16 protein-coding genes are annotated in these 15,287 nt (G+C 62.6%); 9 read left to right on the forward strand and 7 right to left on the reverse strand.

From position 1 onward, the window contains the following. The first annotated feature begins 12 nt into the window (after positions 1–12). Positions 13–903, forward strand: coding sequence for a LysR family transcriptional regulator (locus tag NKH89_RS11085; protein WP_352855195.1), 891 nt, complete (start codon positions 13–15; stop codon positions 901–903). On the opposite strand, the gene NKH89_RS11090 is transcribed toward NKH89_RS11085, so the two are convergent. After that, a complete protein-coding gene (locus tag NKH89_RS11090) occupies positions 893–2,737 on the reverse strand; it encodes an aminopeptidase P family protein (protein WP_352908860.1) in 1,845 nt (614 codons plus the stop codon). The two genes, NKH89_RS11085 and NKH89_RS11090, sit on opposite strands and share 11 nt — an antisense overlap. A 36-nt stretch (positions 2,738–2,773) precedes the next feature. Here NKH89_RS11090 and NKH89_RS11095 point away from each other — a divergent pair, with 36 nt between their 5' ends. Next, a complete protein-coding gene (locus NKH89_RS11095; RefSeq protein ID WP_348633244.1) occupies positions 2,774–3,118 on the forward strand; it encodes a hypothetical protein in 345 nt (114 codons plus the stop codon). A gap of 31 nt (positions 3,119–3,149) precedes the next feature. Here the strand turns inward: NKH89_RS11095 and NKH89_RS11100 are convergent, their stop codons facing one another. Continuing rightward, a complete protein-coding gene (locus NKH89_RS11100; RefSeq protein ID WP_023721180.1) occupies positions 3,150–4,022 on the reverse strand; it encodes a 50S ribosomal protein L11 methyltransferase in 873 nt (290 codons plus the stop codon). An 11-nt stretch (positions 4,023–4,033) separates the two neighbouring features. Then, the gene (locus NKH89_RS11105; RefSeq protein ID WP_352495129.1) at positions 4,034–4,612 is read right to left on the reverse strand and encodes an SCO family protein; all 579 of its coding nucleotides are present in this window, start codon (positions 4,610–4,612) and stop codon (positions 4,034–4,036) included. Between the two features lie 207 nt (positions 4,613–4,819). Here NKH89_RS11105 and NKH89_RS11110 point away from each other — a divergent pair, with 207 nt between their 5' ends. The 3 genes from NKH89_RS11110 to NKH89_RS11120 all read left to right on the forward strand — a co-directional run bounded on the left by NKH89_RS11110 (position 4,820) and on the right by NKH89_RS11120 (position 6,565). Further along, positions 4,820–5,308, forward strand: coding sequence for a CreA family protein (locus NKH89_RS11110; RefSeq protein ID WP_023721178.1), 489 nt, complete (start codon positions 4,820–4,822; stop codon positions 5,306–5,308). 96 nt (positions 5,309–5,404) lie between these two features. Then, positions 5,405–6,046, forward strand: a complete 642-nt coding sequence (locus NKH89_RS11115; protein WP_023721177.1) for a DapH/DapD/GlmU-related protein — start codon at positions 5,405–5,407, stop codon at positions 6,044–6,046. A gap of 87 nt (positions 6,047–6,133) precedes the next feature. Next, a complete protein-coding gene (locus tag NKH89_RS11120; protein ID WP_031194582.1) occupies positions 6,134–6,565 on the forward strand; it encodes a low affinity iron permease family protein in 432 nt (143 codons plus the stop codon). 40 nt (positions 6,566–6,605) lie between these two features. On the opposite strand, the gene NKH89_RS11125 is transcribed toward NKH89_RS11120, so the two are convergent. After that, on the reverse strand, positions 6,606–7,469 hold the full coding sequence (locus tag NKH89_RS11125) for an SDR family NAD(P)-dependent oxidoreductase (protein ID WP_352481527.1): 864 nt from the start codon (positions 7,467–7,469) through the stop codon (positions 6,606–6,608). Positions 7,470–7,598: 129 nt separating this feature from the next. On the opposite strand from NKH89_RS11125, the gene NKH89_RS11130 reads away from it, so the two are divergent. Then, positions 7,599–7,880, forward strand: a complete 282-nt coding sequence (locus tag NKH89_RS11130; protein ID WP_023721174.1) for a hypothetical protein — start codon at positions 7,599–7,601, stop codon at positions 7,878–7,880. Positions 7,881–8,002: 122 nt separating this feature from the next. On the opposite strand, the gene NKH89_RS11135 is transcribed toward NKH89_RS11130, so the two are convergent. Next, positions 8,003–8,578, reverse strand: a complete 576-nt coding sequence (locus tag NKH89_RS11135; RefSeq protein ID WP_023721173.1) for a TMEM175 family protein — start codon at positions 8,576–8,578, stop codon at positions 8,003–8,005. Positions 8,579–8,753: 175 nt separating this feature from the next. Between NKH89_RS11135 and NKH89_RS11140 the strand changes: the two genes are divergently transcribed. Further along, positions 8,754–9,941: an MFS transporter gene (locus tag NKH89_RS11140; protein WP_352481526.1), complete on the forward strand. Its 1,188-nt coding sequence runs from the start codon at positions 8,754–8,756 to the stop codon at positions 9,939–9,941. A 9-nt stretch (positions 9,942–9,950) separates the two neighbouring features. Here NKH89_RS11140 and NKH89_RS11145 read toward each other — a convergent pair whose 3' ends face one another. Then, positions 9,951–11,423: an MATE family efflux transporter gene (locus NKH89_RS11145; RefSeq protein ID WP_352481525.1), complete on the reverse strand. Its 1,473-nt coding sequence runs from the start codon at positions 11,421–11,423 to the stop codon at positions 9,951–9,953. A 199-nt stretch (positions 11,424–11,622) separates the two neighbouring features. On the opposite strand from NKH89_RS11145, the gene NKH89_RS11150 reads away from it, so the two are divergent. Next, positions 11,623–12,411, forward strand: a complete 789-nt coding sequence (locus tag NKH89_RS11150; protein ID WP_352481524.1) for a L,D-transpeptidase — start codon at positions 11,623–11,625, stop codon at positions 12,409–12,411. Between the two features lie 147 nt (positions 12,412–12,558). On the opposite strand, the gene NKH89_RS11155 is transcribed toward NKH89_RS11150, so the two are convergent. Beyond that, a complete protein-coding gene (locus NKH89_RS11155; protein ID WP_352482897.1) occupies positions 12,559–14,037 on the reverse strand; it encodes an esterase-like activity of phytase family protein in 1,479 nt (492 codons plus the stop codon). A gap of 246 nt (positions 14,038–14,283) precedes the next feature. Here NKH89_RS11155 and NKH89_RS11160 point away from each other — a divergent pair, with 246 nt between their 5' ends. Then, entirely contained in the window at positions 14,284–15,273 is a 990-nt protein-coding gene (locus NKH89_RS11160; protein ID WP_352908863.1) for a TIM barrel protein, read from the forward strand. The last annotated feature ends 14 nt before the right edge of the window (positions 15,274–15,287 follow it).

The raw sequence follows: 15,287 nt of genomic DNA on the forward strand, positions 1-15,287 counted from the left end.
CAGGAGAGATATATGGATTTGGCCGATCTGCGCATCTTCCGCACGGTGGTGCGCGAGGGCGGAATCACCAGGGCAGCGGAAAAACTGTTTCGAGTGCAATCGAACGTGACCACACGCATCCGGCAGCTCGAGGAGGATCTCGGCGTGCAGCTGTTTATCCGGGAGGGCAAGCGCCTGCACGTATCGCCCGCCGGTCACAAATTGATCGGCTATGCGGATCGGCTGCTGGCGCTTGCAGAGGAGGCGCGAACGGCGATGCTCGATCCACGCCCGCGCGGCACGCTTCGCCTAGGTGCCATGGAGAGCACCGCCGCGGCACGGCTTCCAAGTCTGCTCGCCGACTATCACGCACGTTATCCCGAAGTGGAAATCCAGTTGCGCACCGGCAACCCGCAGGTTCTCGCGACCGCCATGCTTGCCGGCGAACTCGATGCAGCCTTCGCCGCCGAGCCGATCGCCGACGCTCCGTTCGAAAAGCAGTCAGCATTCCAGGAGCAACTGGTCATTGTCTCGGCGGCATCGCGCGTTTCGATCGACGACCGCCTGGACATGCCCAAAACCATGATAGCCTTCGAGCACGGCTGCCCGCACCGCAAGCGGCTGGAACAATGGTACGCGCGCAGAGGGTTCATGGCCGAGAAAACCATCGAGCCTGGTTCATACCATGCCATCCTTGGTTGCGTGGTGGCTGGCATGGGCATAGCGCTGATGCCGAAAAGCGTGCTTTCGGGTTTCCCGGAGAGCCGCTGGCTAAAGCTGCACGAACTGCCCTCTGACGAAGACAACGCCGTTACGGTGTTGTTCTGGCGCAAGGGAGCCGGTTCTTCCAACGTCACGGCTTTGCAAGAACTGCTTGCGGAGCAAAGCCTGTCAACCGGCGTTGCCGCCGCCGCTATTGCTTGAAGTCGTGCGGCAGGGGGGCGGTTGCCTTTTCCAGCCAGGCCAGCGTCTCGCCGTCGAGCATCGGTCCGATCTCGGCCAGCACCCGCGCGTGGTATTCGTCGAGCCAATGCAACTCGTCACGCGTCAACAGATCCGACCGGATCAGCCGCTTGTCGATCGGCGCCAGCGTCAGCGTCTCGAAGCCATGCATGGCGATGTCACCGCCTTCGACCATCTCAGCCGGAGTGACCAGGACAAGATTTTCGATGCGGATGCCGTAAGAACCTTCCTTGTAATAGCCGGGCTCATTGGAGACGATCATGCTGGCCAGCAGCTTTTCGGTGCCGGTCTTGGCGATACGCTGCGGGCCCTCATGTACGGCAAGATAGGAGCCGACACCGTGCCCGGTGCCATGGGCGAAATCGCAGCCGTGTCTCCATAGCGCCAGGCGCGCCACTGCATCGAGTTCGGAACCGCGCGTGCCTGGGGGAAAGCGCAGCATGGAGATGCCGATCATGCCTTTCAGCACCAGCGTGAAGCGTTCGCGCATCTCCTCGGCCGGCGTACCGATCGGCACTGTGCGGGTGATGTCGGTGGTGCCGTCCTGGTACTGTCCGCCGGAGTCGAGCAGGAACAGCTCGCCATGCTCCAGTTTGCGATTGGTGGCGCGGGAGACGCGATAGTGCATGATGGCGCCGTTGGGGCCGGCGCCGGAGATGGTGTCGAACGACACGTCGCGCAGCGGCATCTGTGTTTCGTCGCCGGTGTGCCGGCGCGTCTCTTCAAGCCTGGTGACAACGGTGATTTCGTCGAGCGTGCCGGGCTCCTGACGGTCGAGCCAGCACAGCAGCTTCGCGACCGCGGCGCCGTCACGGCGATGCGCGGCGCGGGCGCCGGCGATCTCGGCTTTGTTCTTCGTTGCGCGTGGGATGCGGGCCGGATCCGGTGCGGCAGTGACGGTGCCGCCATTGTCCTCGACCAGCATGCTGAGCTTCTCCGCCGCCAGAGCGGGGTCCAGCGCGATTTTTGCACCGCCCTTGGCCAGGGTGACGATCGCTGTTTCGAATTCACCGGGTTCGTGCAATTCGGCGAGCTGCGTCAGATAGGCTGCGACGGTGCGTGAGAACTTGCGCTGGTCCATGAAAAGCAGATGCGATCCGTCGGCGGCGAGCACGGCAAAGCCGAGCGCCAGCGGTGTGTGCGGCACGTCGCCACCACGGATGTCGAAGGCCCAGGCGATGGAGGAGGGGTCGGTCAATACGGCATGGGTGGCGCCCTCCTTCTCGATGGCTGCCGCCAGCCGGACCAACTTGTCCTTGGCCAGTTCGCCGGCAAAGCCGATCGGGTGGATCTCGACCGGCGCCAGTGGCGGCCCGGGCTGGTCCTGCCAAATGGCGTCGATCGGATTTTGTTCGAGCGGCACCAGTATCGCGCCGGACTTCACGGCCGAGGCCCTCAGCGCCTTGACGTCGCTGATCGTATGCAGCCATGGATCGAAGCCCAACCGCACGCCCTTGCCGAGATTGTCCTTGATCCAGTTGGCCGGCGGGTTGTCGACAAGGCTCTCGATCGAAAAGATGTCGAGATCGACCTCCTGGCGCACCTGCAGCGTGTAGCGCCCGTCGACAAACATGGCGGCGCGCTTGCCAAGCACAATGGCGACGCCGGCCGAGCCGCTGAAGCCGGTCAGCCATTTCAGCCGTGCCGAGCGGTCGGCGACATATTCGCCCTGGTGCTCGTCGGCGCGGGGCACGATGAAGCCGTCCAGCCCATTCGCCGCCAACCATTGGCGTAGCATTGCCACGCGCGGCTTGCCAACGGCCGGATCGCCGGCGGAATCGAAGGTCTGGAACATGTGGGCTCTCCTCGAATGCTGGCGCGACCGTAGCGCATGACCTCGAAAATCGGAATCGATTTTCGGAACGATCATGCCTGGTCGCGACAGCCTCTTTTTGCGCATGGAGGCCATGCAGAATCGGCGATTTCAAAAAGCGTCAGCAAGGCTTACCTTCTTAACGTGGAGGAACGTGTCTTATTGCCTGCAAAGGAGACCATCATGTCCACGATTTCAGCCAGACGCGGATTTTTCAGAAGCGCTGTGAACGCGCTGATCGAAGCTCGCCAGCGCGAAGCGAGCCGGTATGTGAGCGGCGTTTTGCTTGGCTTTGATGACGAAACGCTGAAAGCTCACGGCTACGATCGCGAAGAGCTGAAGAAAGCGGCGAACTCTCGCTAGGTCCGAGCGGATGCGTTGAAGGCGCGGCGCCTCAGCGCTTGAGATGGATCGTCACCCAGCCTTCGCGGTGCAAGGTGCGGACGTGCCGGAATTTCTGGCCGACATAGGCCGCGATCACCGCGTCGCGCTGGCGCTCGAGAATGCCTGACAAAACGATCGAGCCACCGCGCGCGATATGCCCGGCCATTTGCGGCGCCAGCCGCATCAGCGGCCGCGCCAATATATTGGCAATTATCAGGTCGAAGGGCGCACGCGCGGCAAAGATCGGATGATGAAAACCGGGTGCAGCCACCGTTTCAATGAGCGCCTTGACATGGTTCAGCCGCGCATTGGCGGCGGCCACCTTGACGGCGACCGGGTCGATGTCGGTCGCCAGCACTGGAATATGAGCGAGCTTGGCCACCGCGATGGCGAGCACCGCGCTGCCGGTGCCAAGGTCGAGCGCGTTGCGCGGATGCTCGCGCTCTATGACCTGCTCCAGCATTTCGAGGCAGCCGGCGGTGGTGCCGTGATGGCCGGTGCCGAAGGCAAGGCCGGCCTCGATCTCGATGGCGAGCTCACCGCTGTGGCGCTTCCTGCGGTCATGCGCGCCATGGACGAAGAAGCGCCCGGCCCGCACCGGCTTCAACCCCTCCAGCGAGCGCGCCACCCAGTCGATGTCGGGCAGCGCTTCGCGCTCGATCGATTTCGACAGCGACAGTCCGGCAAGGATGTCCCTAAGCCGCGCCTCGACCGCATCGACGTTGTCGTCCGCATAGAGCGATACTTCGTGGATGTCGCGGTCCTCGTCGACCTCGAGCACCGCAACCGGCAGGCCCTCATCGTCGAACGCCGCACCGAGCGCCGCGAAGATGCGATCAGCCTCGATCTTGCCCGCGGTGAAATACAAACGCGTCTGCGTCATTACCGGATATGTCAACCTTCCGCCGCCAGCCGTTTGAGCTTGGCGATGGCGGCGTCCGGGCTTTCGCCATAGGCAATGGTGCCGGCGAAATCGCCCTTGGCATTGAGCAGCAGCACCGAAGCGGTGTGGTCCATCGTGTAGTCGCCGTCGTTCGTGTCGACTTTCTTCCAGTAGATACCGAAGGACTTGGCCATGGCGTGGACCTTGTCGGGATCGCCGGTGATGCCGAGGATGCGATCGGAGAAATTGCTGACATAGGTGTTCATGATTTCGGGCGTGTCGCGCTCCGGGTCGACCGTAACGAAATAGGCGCGCAGATTCTTGCCGTCGTCGCCCATCGTCTTCAGCCAGCCGGCCAACTCGAAAAGCGTGGTCGGGCAGACTTCCGGACAATGCGTGAAGCCGAAGAAAACGACGCTGGGGTGGCCGCGAAAGGCGGCTTCGGTGACCGGCGCGCCCTTCTGGTCGACCAGCGTAAACGGCGCTCCGAACGGCTCGCCGCCATAATGTCCGCGGTACCAGTCGAAGGTGAGCCAGCCGATGCCTGCGGCCATCAAGAGCAGAATGCCGACCAGAATTGAACGCATCATCAGTGAAAGTCCGTCGTGATTTCCATCGGCCGCCATATTGGCGCCGTGAAGGCCCTGGCTTGGCGAACACTCTTAGCGGTTCGGTCGCGCCGACGCAAAGATGTCGCGTTGCCGCAACCGGCAATCCAGTGGGAAGGCGATCTGCTTGCAAAGCGCTGCCGTTCGTCCCACCTGAGGTCGGCAAAATTCGAACCGCAGGAGGCCTCTTTGCGAAAATTGATTGGCGGCGCGTTGGCCGCATGCCTGGTCATTGGTGCCGGCGCGGCCGTCGCCGAGGAAGTCGGCAAGGTCGGCGTCGATTGGCTCGGCAACGACATCATCGTCGAGGCGATCAAGGATCCGAAGGTCGAGGGCGTGACCTGCCACGTCTCCTATTTCGACCGTGGCATGATCGACCGCCTGCAGAAAGGCAACTGGTTCGAGGACCCGTCCGATTCTTCGATCTCCTGCCGCCAGACCGGGCCGATCACCATTGGCGATATCGACATGAGCGAGGCCGGCGAGGAGGTGTTCAAGCAAGGCATCAGCCTGATCTGGAAAAAGCAGGTGGTGAACCGGATCTACGACAAGGCCAACGAGACGCTGATCTACCTCTCGCATTCGCGCCAAGTGCAGGATGGCTCGGCAAAAATGTCGGTCACCACCGTGCCGCTCTACGGCCAGAACGTGGTGTGGACCAGCGGCAAGCCGAAATAGAGACTGAAGGTGCTACAGGGTCCTTGGCGCATCCAAACGGATGCGCGGCGCTGCACTCGGCTTGCGAGACTATGCGTGCCGGCGTAAAGCGCGCGCATGGACCGTCCCGAACACCTTGTCCTGAAAGATCCCGAGCCGCGCATCCATCCGACGGCGGAGCTGAAGGCTTGCAAGCTTGGACGCTATGCGTCGATCGGCGAGCGGGTCATCCTGCGCGAGGTGGTGGTCGGCGACTTCTCCTACTTCGAGCGCCACGCCGAGGCGATCTACACGACGATCGGCAAGTTCTGCTCGATCGCCGCCAACAGCCGCATCAATGCGCTGGAGCATCCGGTCGAGCGGCTGACGCAACACAAGATCAGCTACCGGCCCAACGAGTACTTCCGCTGGCTGGGTGTCGATCAGGCGTTCCGCGACCGGCGGCGGGCGAAAGCCGTCAGCATTGGCCATGATGTCTGGATCGGCCATGGCGCGGTGATCATGCCTGGCATAGTGATCGGCAATGGCGCGATCGTCGGTGCCAACGCGGTGGTGACGCGCGACGTGCCGGCCTATGCAATCGTCGCCGGCGTTCCGGCCAAGCCATTGTACCAGCGCTTCAGCGCGGAAACTGCGGCACGGATCGAACGTCTTGCCTGGTGGGACTGGCCGGTCGAGAAACTGGCCAGGGCAGTCCCCGACATGCAGGCCTTGCCTATCGAGGCTTTCCTCGACCGCTGGGAAAACGACGCCGCCTGATCGTTGCGAGCGCGGCGCGTGCGCTGTTTGACCGTGAATTCCTCCTCGCAGGGAACTCGAAGCAGTTGCCGATTGTTTCTCCCTGCCATGATCGAAAAGCTGTTCACCAGGATCGCCAACCATATCGCCCATCTTGCCGGTCTGCCGCCGACGTTTGCCGTCTGTTTCCTGATCATTGTGGTCTGGGCGGCAAGCGGTCCGGTCTTCGGCTTTTCCGACACGTGGCAGCTCGTCATCAATACCGGCACCACGATCGTCACCTTCCTGATGGTGTTTCTCATCCAGAACACCCAGAACCGCGACAGTGCAGCGATCCAGGCCAAGCTCGACGAGTTGATCCGCGTCAGCAAAGCCAAGAATACCTTTATCGGCATCGAGCACCTGACCGAATCCGAAGTCGAGGAAATCCGGGCCAAATGTGAACGCGCGGCGAAGCGGCACGACGAACAGGTTGCCGACATGGCCGCACCCAAAGCCGTGGCCAAGAAGCGCAACGCGAAGAAGCACGCTTCGGCGTGAGGGAGCCTGTTGTCCGGGTTCCTGCGCGACGTTCGCCGGATCATTTCATGAATGCTGCAAAGGCTTCCTTGTAGTCCGGGTGCCAGCGCGACAGGGCAGGGCGGTTCTCGATGATGTCGCCAATCGCCCAAGCCATGCGCTTTTCGTCCATGGACCGGGTCGCCTCGTTATCGGGACACAGGATGTAGAAATCGCCACGCAGCACCGAGGCCAGCATGAAGTCGATGACCTGCTCGCCGGTCCAGGCGCCGGCCGGCTTTTCGGTCGCACCTTCGGTCAGGCCGGTAAAGGTAAACCCGGGAATGAGCAAATGCGCCGCGACATTGGCGCCGGGCTCGTTGCGCAGCGCGTGTGCAAGGCCCTCGGTATAGGTCTTCACGCCAGCCTTGGAGACGTTGTAGGCGAGGTTGCCGGGCGGCGTGGTGATGCCTTGCTTGGAGCCGGTGTTGACGATCAGACCCGGCTTTCCCGCCGCCAGCATGCGCTGCGCAAAGGCCTCGACGCCATGGATGACACCCCAGAAATTGATGTCCAGCAACTGCTTCCAGGCCTCGCGGTTCTCCCAGGGCTTGCCGGGGTTGTTGCCGACGCCGGCATTGTTCATCAGCAGCGAGACGTCGCCGAAGGCGCCGAATGTCCGTTCGGCCAGTCGGTCGAGCTCGTCGGCTTTCGAGACGTCAGTTGCAACGGCAAGCACGGCGCTCTCGCCGGCGATGGCGGCGACGGCGTGTCGGGCCTCATCGAGGCGTGCGCCGCCGATGTCGGCCAGCACGATCTTCATGCCCATCGCCGCTAGTCGTTTGGCCGCGGCAAGGCCGATGCCGCTGGCCGCGCCGGTGATGACGGCGACATTACCGGAGGCAAGTGCGGGCAGGGCGGTCTGGATCTCGGCGTTGGTGGTCATGATTTTCTCCTGTTCTGGCCGCGGCGAACTTAGCGCGGAACGAGGCTCGCGCAAGCCGATGCCGGTATCTTCGGGTTGACCGCGTCGGCGGGCGCTGCGCATGCTGATATCGAAAAAGGAGACTGACGATTGACCGACTGGATCGAGATCCTGAAAGAACAGACCGCAACCGGCGACCAGATGAGCCGCGAAGTGCCGCAAATGCTTGCCAATCCCGACATCAGCGAAGCGCAAGTGAAAACGCTTTTTTCGGCGCTCGAAAAACAGGCGGAGTTCGTCGAAAAGCTGCGTATGGCGCTGGAAAAGTTCGGCCATGATTTTTCAGTGATCAAGGCGGCCGAGCGGCTGGAGGAGCGCTACGCCGACCTTGCCGCCTCGGTAGCGGAAAAGCTGAAGGAAATGCGAGGCTAGAGCCTGTTCCATCCCGATAAAATTCGGGATGGGCTCTATCTTCTCGTTGGACCATGATCTTTTCCGAAAACCGGCATCCACTTTTCGCTGACGCGGTCCTTCGGTTCGGGATCATGGTCTGTCTATTTCTCGATTAGCCGCTCGAAGCGCCTGTCCGGCACTAACCAGATCAGCGCTACCAGGACATAGATCGAGACACCGATCCAGTGATTGACGAAGGTCAGTGCGACGGCGGCGATATAGAGGGCCAGCGAGATCTTTCCCTTGAGGTCATTGCCCAATGCCCTGGCGAAAAGGGTTTCGCTGCTGTGCAGTCGATGCAGGGCCATGGTGAGGATGTTGAAGCCGATGGCGCAGAGCGCCAGGTCGACGCCATAGACGGCGACCGGCACGGGCGCGAAATGGTTCTCACCCATGAAGGCTGTCGTCGCCGGCATCAGCGATAGCCAGAACAGCAGGTTGAGGTTCGCCCACAGCACGCGGCCGTCAACCCGCTGCACGGTATGGAACATGTTGTGCAAATTGTTCCAGTAGATGCCGACATTGATAAAGGACAGCACATAGCTGAGGAATATCGGCCAGAGTGGTGCCAGCGCGGAAAAATCCTCGCCATGCGGCACCTTCAATTCCAGCACCATGATGGTGATGATGATGGCGACCACGCCATCGGTGAATGCCTCGACCCGTCCTTTGCCCATGAATCTCCCCTGACAATCCGCTGAGGTTAAAAGAGGATCTCGCTCAGCGCCATCGGCAAAGCTGCCAAACTTGTCAGGAGCAAGTCGGGAAGGGGGAACGGCTGACGCGAAAAAGGCGTTTGGTGTCAGATCCCGAACAGCAAAAGGTCGAAAAATGACAGCTCACGCTCAAGTCATGACGCGCGATCACGAACTCGGCGGCAGCGCCGCAGCGGCTGCCGTGGCTGCCATGATCGCGGCTCTTTTCGCCGGCAGCACGGCGCTGACGCCGCTTTACATCATCTACAAGCAGGTCTTCGGCTTCTCGCAGATCACTTTGACGCTGGTCTACGCCGTCTATGTCATCGGCAATCTGGCAGCGCTGCTGATGTTGGGCCGTGTGTCCGATGTTATCGGGCGCCGTCCGATGGCATTGGCCGGGATGGCGGTGGCCGTCGTCAGCGCGGTGTTTTTCCTGTTCGCAGAAAATGTCGCGTGGCTCGACATCGCCCGGATTTTGAGCGGATTGGGAATTGGCGTCGGCGCCGGGACTGGGACGGCCTGGCTCGCCGAATTGCTCTCGGCCAACGACAAGTCACAGGCGGCGACGATTGCCACCAGCACCAATTTTCTCGGCCTCGGCATTGGTGCGCTGGGGGCCGGGTTGCTCGCAGAATACGCACCTTGGCCGCTCAGGCTGATATTCGTCGTCCACCTGGCGATGCTAGCGATCGTAACCCTGCTGATCTGGCGTACGCAGGAAACCGTTTCGCGGCCGGGAAAACTGGCTGACGTCTCGATGCGGCCGCGGCTTTCCGTGCCTGATGACATCCGCGCAAATTTCGTTGCGCCGGCGGTGACCGGCTTTGGCGCGATGGCGCTCGTCGGCTTTTATGCGGCACTCGCGCCGAGCATCCTGGCGCAGCAACTGCAGGTAGCCAACCATGCGGTAGCCGGCGCTCTGTTCTTTGAATTGTCGATCGTGGCGGCCGGCACCATCGTGGCGACGACGCGTCTTTCGAGCCGGGCCGCGATGTTTGCGGCACTTGCGCTGATGATCCCCAGCGTCGCACTGATCGTTGCGGCGCAGGTCTTCGCCTCGATGGCCATCATGGTCGCCGCAAGTGCTCTGTGTGGCGTGTCGGCAGCGCTCGGCTATCGCGGCGGCTTGCAAGTGGTGAACGAGATCGCGCCGGCGGACCGGCGCGCCGAAGTGGTCTCGGCCTTCTTCATCTGCTGTTTTTGCGGCAACGCGCTGCCGGTCATCGGCATCGGCATCCTGTCGACCGTGGCAAGCGCGACCGTGGCGAGCCTGGCCTTTGCCGGCATGATTGTCGTCTTTTCCCTGGTGGCGCTCGGGTTTGGCGCGAAATACGCGCGCTGAGCCGGCCTTTCAGCCGTTCGGCGTCTCGGGCGAAAGATGCGCGCGCTGGCGCGGCACGCCGAGGCCGGTATCCGGCGGTTCGCCGGCAGCCGGCCGGCTCTCGATCATGTGCACGCTGCGCCAACCGCCGAAGCGATAATAGGCCGTGGCCAGCACGAGCGAGGTTATCGAGCCGGCCGGAAAGCTCCACCACAACGCTTCCTCACCGATCGCACTTCGAAAGAAATAGGCGAAGCTGGTGCGCACCAGAAGTACCGAGATCACCAGGATGATCAGCGGCGGCATCACCGCGCCCGTGGCACGCACAGTGGCGAAGAGCACGATGGTGATGCCGAACAGGATGAAGGACCAGGATGCGACCTTGTTGATGTGAGTGGCGATGTCGATCGCTGCACTGTCGCTGCTGAGGAAGAGGCTGAGCACCGCGCGATCGAATACGAACAGCAGCGCGACAAGCACGCCGGTAAGCACAAGGTTGAAGCCGACGCCGGACGCGGCGATGCGGCCGATCCGGTCCCAGCGCCCGGCGCCGACATTTTGCGCCGCCATGGACGAGACCGCGGCGCCGATGGCGAGCGCCGGCATCTGGATATAGGTCCAGAGCTGGGCGGCTATGCCGTAGGCAGCCGCGACCTGCGAGCCGTAGGCATTGACCATGCCCATCACAGTCAGCGCCGCGGACGAGACGACGATCATCTGCAGGCCCATCGGCACGCCCTTGAAGACGACAATGCGCAGCAGCGCCGGGTCCGGCCGCAGCAGAGCAAGATTGGCGCCGGCCAGCCGCAGCGGGTGCTTGCGCGCATAAAGCACGATCAGGATGGCAAGCACGCTTACCGTCTGGCCGATCAGCGTCGAGGTGGCCGAGCCGGCGATGCCGAGTTCGGGGAACGGGCCGATGCCGAGAATAAGCAACGGGTTCAAAATGACGTCGAGCACGACGGCCAGCGCCATGAATAGGAAAGGCGTGCGCGAATCGCCGGCGCCGCGCAGCACCGTCATGACGAAGGACAGCAGGTTCATCATCGGTACGGCGAGAAAAATGATACGCAGATAGGAGCGCGCCAGCGGCAACGCATCGGCCGGCGTGCCGAGCGCATTGAGGATTGTATCGACCCAGATCCAGCCGCAGACCGCGAACACCACCGAGACAAGGAAGAAGAAGGTGGCGCTGGTGCCGACGATGCGGCGGGCTTCGGGCAGATCGCGGGCGCCGACCGATTGCGCGACCAGGATGGTCGCCGCCATGCCGATGCCGAAGACGGTGCCGAGGATGAGAAACAGCACGAGGTTGGCATTGGACGTGGCGGTCAGCGCCGCTTCGCCGAGGAAACGACCGACCCAGACGGCATTGATTGAGCCGTTGAGCGACTGCAGAACATTGGAGCCGAGCACCGGCAGGGCGAACAGCAGCAATGTACGCGGGATAGGTCCACTGGTGAGGTCGCTGGTCCGCCGGCGTGCGGGCATCTTGTCGTCCATGGCAGGCAACTCGGCGAAGGCTTATCTTGAGTCCGGTCCGCAATGATTGCCGATTTAACGAGACAGGTCGACGCAGCGTTGCGAATTCCGCCTGGCGTGCCTTGATCCAATCATGTTCTCAAAGCTTCCGGAATCGTATATTGATCCTGCACGCGTGGGGCCGCATCTTTCCTGGATCTCATGGGCAAGCCGGGGGTTCATGTCCGATATTCCGCTGTTTTTTGAGCGCCTGAACCGGCGTGCGTTTCTTGGTGCATCCGCTTTGGGCGCGGCCTCCGTGGCTCTTTCGGCGTGCACCACGACGGACGTAGCGGCGCCGCCAGTGACCGCGGCGCCAAGCGATCCGGCTTTCGGCGATGCCGCAAGTATGTATGCGGCGCGCGTCGACGAGGGCTATCAACTGCCGGCAATCCCGGTAGCCAAGGTCGATCCGAAATTCGTGCGCCAAATCGTGTCCGATCCGACCGGAGAAAAACCCGGCACGATCGTCGTCGATACCTCCGAGCACTTCCTCTATCTGGTGCGCGACGGCGGCAAGGCAATTCGCTATGGCGTCAGCCTCGGCAAGGCCGGTTTCGGATGGACCGGCAGCGCTGTGGTTCAGGCGAGGAAGAAGTGGCCGGTCTGGACGCCGCCGCCAGAGATGATCCAGCGCCGGCCGGAACTGGCGAAATACAAGGACGGCATGCCGCCCGGCCCGCACAGCCCGCTGGGCGCACGCGCGCTATATCTCTTCCGCGACGGCAAGGACACGATGTACCGGCTGCACGGCACGCCGGAGTGGGATTCCATCGGGAAGAACGCTTCCTCCGGCTGTGTGCGCTTCATGAATCAGGACATTATCGACCTCTACAGCCGCGTCGACGGCGTCGCGCCGGTCTTCGTGCGCCCGAACCTGTCGGCCGCCGGGAAGATCGCCGCCGTGTCGGACAGGACGGCCGAGCCGATCGATGCGGGCGTGCCAAAGGACGCGGAGATGTTGAGGTAAGTGCCTTCGACGGATCGTCAGTCTTAGGTTTTGCAAACCCACTAGAACACAATCCTTGTGCCGGCGAGCCGCAACTGAAGGGCCCGACCGTTCGATCGTGCCAGGCAGGCGGACGCGTTCGGCGCGTCCGCCTGCCTGGGGGTGTCGCTACTTCCCGGCGAGGCCTGGAAGCGTGACCTGATAGACCAGGAACATCGTGTCGACATCGGCGCCATCTTCGGCCTTGTAGGCCGCGCCGACCTGGAAGCCGTCCTGGGTGAGAAAGTCATTGTCGTTGGCGACGAACAGGAAATAGTCGTCGGGCCGTGTTGGATCGAGGACGCTCACCACCGACATCGCCTCCCACTTCTCCGAAAGGTTGTTGCGGTCATTGGGCGCGCCATTGTGCAGCCCGAAGCGGCCGAGCTCGGTCTTGTCGTTGATGTCGATGAACGGCGTCAGCTTGGCCGGCGTCACCGAGGGATCGAGCTCACCTTTGGGCGCAACCGGCTTGTCCTTGTCGAACTCGGTGCCGGCGATGTCGGTTGCCACCGACACATCGACGACGCTGATCTCGCGATAGAGCGAGGTGTCGCCCTTCACCCCCTGGCCGTTGCCGCTGTCGCGCGCCAGCATCAGGAAGGTCTTGTCCGACAGAGCCACGATTTCGCTCTGCGCGGCAATCTTGGTCTTGCCCTTGGCATCGGTGAACACCGGCAGCGGCACAACATATTCATGCGCAAGCTTGAGTTGGGCCGGATCCGAGGCATCGTAGACCAGCGCGCGCGTGTTCTGGCGCGTCGAAGCGGAATCGCCGCCATCCTGCCTGGGGGCCGATTGCAGCACCGCGATCAGGAACTTGCCGTCGGGCGTCAGTGCCATGCCTTCGAGGCCCTGGTTGTTCTGGCGGCCGGTTTCGGGATCCTTCGGATCTGGGTCTGCCGCGCCAGGTCCCGGATTGTTGGACGCGAAGTTCGGCGTTCCATGACGCATCGGGACAAGCGCCGCCGGTGGCTGCGTTGCCGACATCAGACGCCCATCGGCGGAGAAGTGGTAGATGTTCGGACCATATTCGTCCGAGATGAACATGGTGCCGTCGGGCAGCCGCACGATCGCCTCGTTATCGAGCGCGAGCTTGCCGTTGGCTTCGGGCAGGATCGGCATGTCGTCGGTCGCTGCGCGCACGCCGTTGAGCGGATCTAGGCCGGTTGCATCGATGCCCTTGTCGTCGGTCAAAAGCATGGTGTCGGCTAGCGTTGCCTTGAGGCCCGACTGTTCCTGGCCGGCGGCTGGCACTGCACCCGGCGCGATCGGGGCGAACTCGAGGGCGATCGTGTTGAGGCGCGGACGGTAATCGGTGGTGCCGACGACATTGTAGCCGCGGTCCGGCAGCAGCCATAGCGAGCCCTTGTAGCCATCGGCGCCATGCGTCCAGCCGGCAGCGTCAATCGCCATGCCCGAGCCGGAGCCAAATGTCTCGCCGAACCTGTCTTTCTGGCTGGCCGGGATGCGGCCGACGCCGACCAGGCCCTTGTTGACGAAGTTGGCGCCGCCGACGGTCGCGGCGTTTTCCGCCAAGGCCGGACTCAAGGCCGTGAACATCGCGAGCGCGACAGCGAGGGGCGCGGTTCGGTGCAGGTTTTTCATGGATATCCTCTTTGAGACAAAGCTGCCGGGATCTGAAAAGCGCCGCGTCGCATCGAGAATGCCGCGAAAGCCTTCGGAGAAGCGATCTAGGACGCGAACATGATACTTGCGTGACAGTGCTGCGCTTGCCTGGCCTCGTGTGGTCGCAACTGGCCTGTGCATGGCGAATCGTTGCTATCGAAAGAGCAATTAATAACTTTACAAATAACCATTTTTGTGTGAAGTTATGACAATGAAAGATCACCGATGACAGTCTGTCGTTTCGCCACCCGCCTCAATTCCTTTTCCTCGCGGCCACAGGCCGAGTGGCCTGATCTTGTTGGTAAACCGTCCATGCTGCAAATGGCGGCGCGTGCGGCGAAGGTTGCGGAATTGACCGATCTCGACCTCAACTTCCCCGATCATGTCGATGAAAAACCTGCGGAAATGGCGCGCAAACTCGGCGATCTCGGGCTTTCCATCAATGGCTTCGCCATGCGCTACTACTCTAATCCGGCCTTCAAGCTCGGCGCCTTCACCAATCCGGATCCTTCCGTTCGCCGCGAGGCCATCGACCTGACCAAGGCCGGCATCGACGCCGCGCGCGAGGCCGGCGCCAGCCTGATGACATTGTGGCTCGGGCAGGATGGCTTCGACTACGCCTTCCAGGCTGACTACGCAACACTCTGGCAACACGAAATCGATGGCATTCGTGAAGTAGCGGCGCATGATCCGGGCTGCCAGATTAGCCTTGAATACAAACCCAACGAGCCGCGCTCCTACAGCCTGATGCCCGATGCGGCGACGACATTGCTGGCGATCCGCGAGATCGGCCTGCCCAATCTCGGCGTGACGCTCGATTTCGCTCACGTGCTCTATGCCGACGAGCAGCCGGCTTTCGCTGCCGCCCTCATAGCACGGCACAGCAAGCTGCTCGGCGTGCACCTCAACGACGGCTACGCCAAGCGCGACGACGGCCTGATGGTCGGTGCCGTGCACACGCTGCAGACGATCGAGCTGCTCAGGCAGATCCGCCGCGACGGCTATGCCGGGGCCATCTACTTCGACACGTTCCCCGACATGACCGGGCTCGATCCCGTCCACGAATGCGAAGTCAACATCGCCACCGTCAAGCGCATGCTGCGCGTCGTCGAGCGGCTGGAAAAGGACAACCGCCTGTCAGCCGCCGTCGATCGTCAGGACGCGGTCGCGTCGCAGGCCATCATCCAGGAAGCCATGCTCGGGCCGGACAGCTGAGGCCGGCGCCATCA

This window comes from Mesorhizobium sp. M0923, from assembly GCF_040319365.1.
Taxonomy (GTDB): Bacteria; Pseudomonadota; Alphaproteobacteria; order Rhizobiales; family Rhizobiaceae; genus Mesorhizobium.

Excerpts from the sequence above, each read along its gene's own strand:
- NKH89_RS11085 (WP_352855195.1), top strand. The coding sequence starts at position 13 with ATGGATTTGGCCGATCTGCGCATCTTCCGCACGGTGGTGCGCGAGGGC.
- NKH89_RS11090 (WP_352908860.1), bottom strand. The coding sequence starts at position 2,737 with ATGTTCCAGACCTTCGATTCCGCCGGCGATCCGGCCGTTGGCAAGCCG.
- NKH89_RS11095 (WP_348633244.1), top strand. The coding sequence starts at position 2,774 with ATGACCTCGAAAATCGGAATCGATTTTCGGAACGATCATGCCTGGTCG.
- NKH89_RS11100 (WP_023721180.1), bottom strand. The coding sequence starts at position 4,022 with ATGACGCAGACGCGTTTGTATTTCACCGCGGGCAAGATCGAGGCTGAT.
- NKH89_RS11105 (WP_352495129.1), bottom strand. The coding sequence starts at position 4,612 with ATGATGCGTTCAATTCTGGTCGGCATTCTGCTCTTGATGGCCGCAGGC.
- NKH89_RS11115 (WP_023721177.1), top strand. The coding sequence starts at position 5,405 with ATGGACCGTCCCGAACACCTTGTCCTGAAAGATCCCGAGCCGCGCATC.
- NKH89_RS11120 (WP_031194582.1), top strand. The coding sequence starts at position 6,134 with ATGATCGAAAAGCTGTTCACCAGGATCGCCAACCATATCGCCCATCTT.
- NKH89_RS11125 (WP_352481527.1), bottom strand. The coding sequence starts at position 7,469 with ATGACCACCAACGCCGAGATCCAGACCGCCCTGCCCGCACTTGCCTCC.
- NKH89_RS11135 (WP_023721173.1), bottom strand. The coding sequence starts at position 8,578 with ATGGGCAAAGGACGGGTCGAGGCATTCACCGATGGCGTGGTCGCCATC.
- NKH89_RS11140 (WP_352481526.1), top strand. The coding sequence starts at position 8,754 with ATGACGCGCGATCACGAACTCGGCGGCAGCGCCGCAGCGGCTGCCGTG.
- NKH89_RS11145 (WP_352481525.1), bottom strand. The coding sequence starts at position 11,423 with ATGGACGACAAGATGCCCGCACGCCGGCGGACCAGCGACCTCACCAGT.
- NKH89_RS11150 (WP_352481524.1), top strand. The coding sequence starts at position 11,623 with ATGTCCGATATTCCGCTGTTTTTTGAGCGCCTGAACCGGCGTGCGTTT.
- NKH89_RS11155 (WP_352482897.1), bottom strand. The coding sequence starts at position 14,037 with ATGAAAAACCTGCACCGAACCGCGCCCCTCGCTGTCGCGCTCGCGATG.
- NKH89_RS11160 (WP_352908863.1), top strand. The coding sequence starts at position 14,284 with ATGACAGTCTGTCGTTTCGCCACCCGCCTCAATTCCTTTTCCTCGCGG.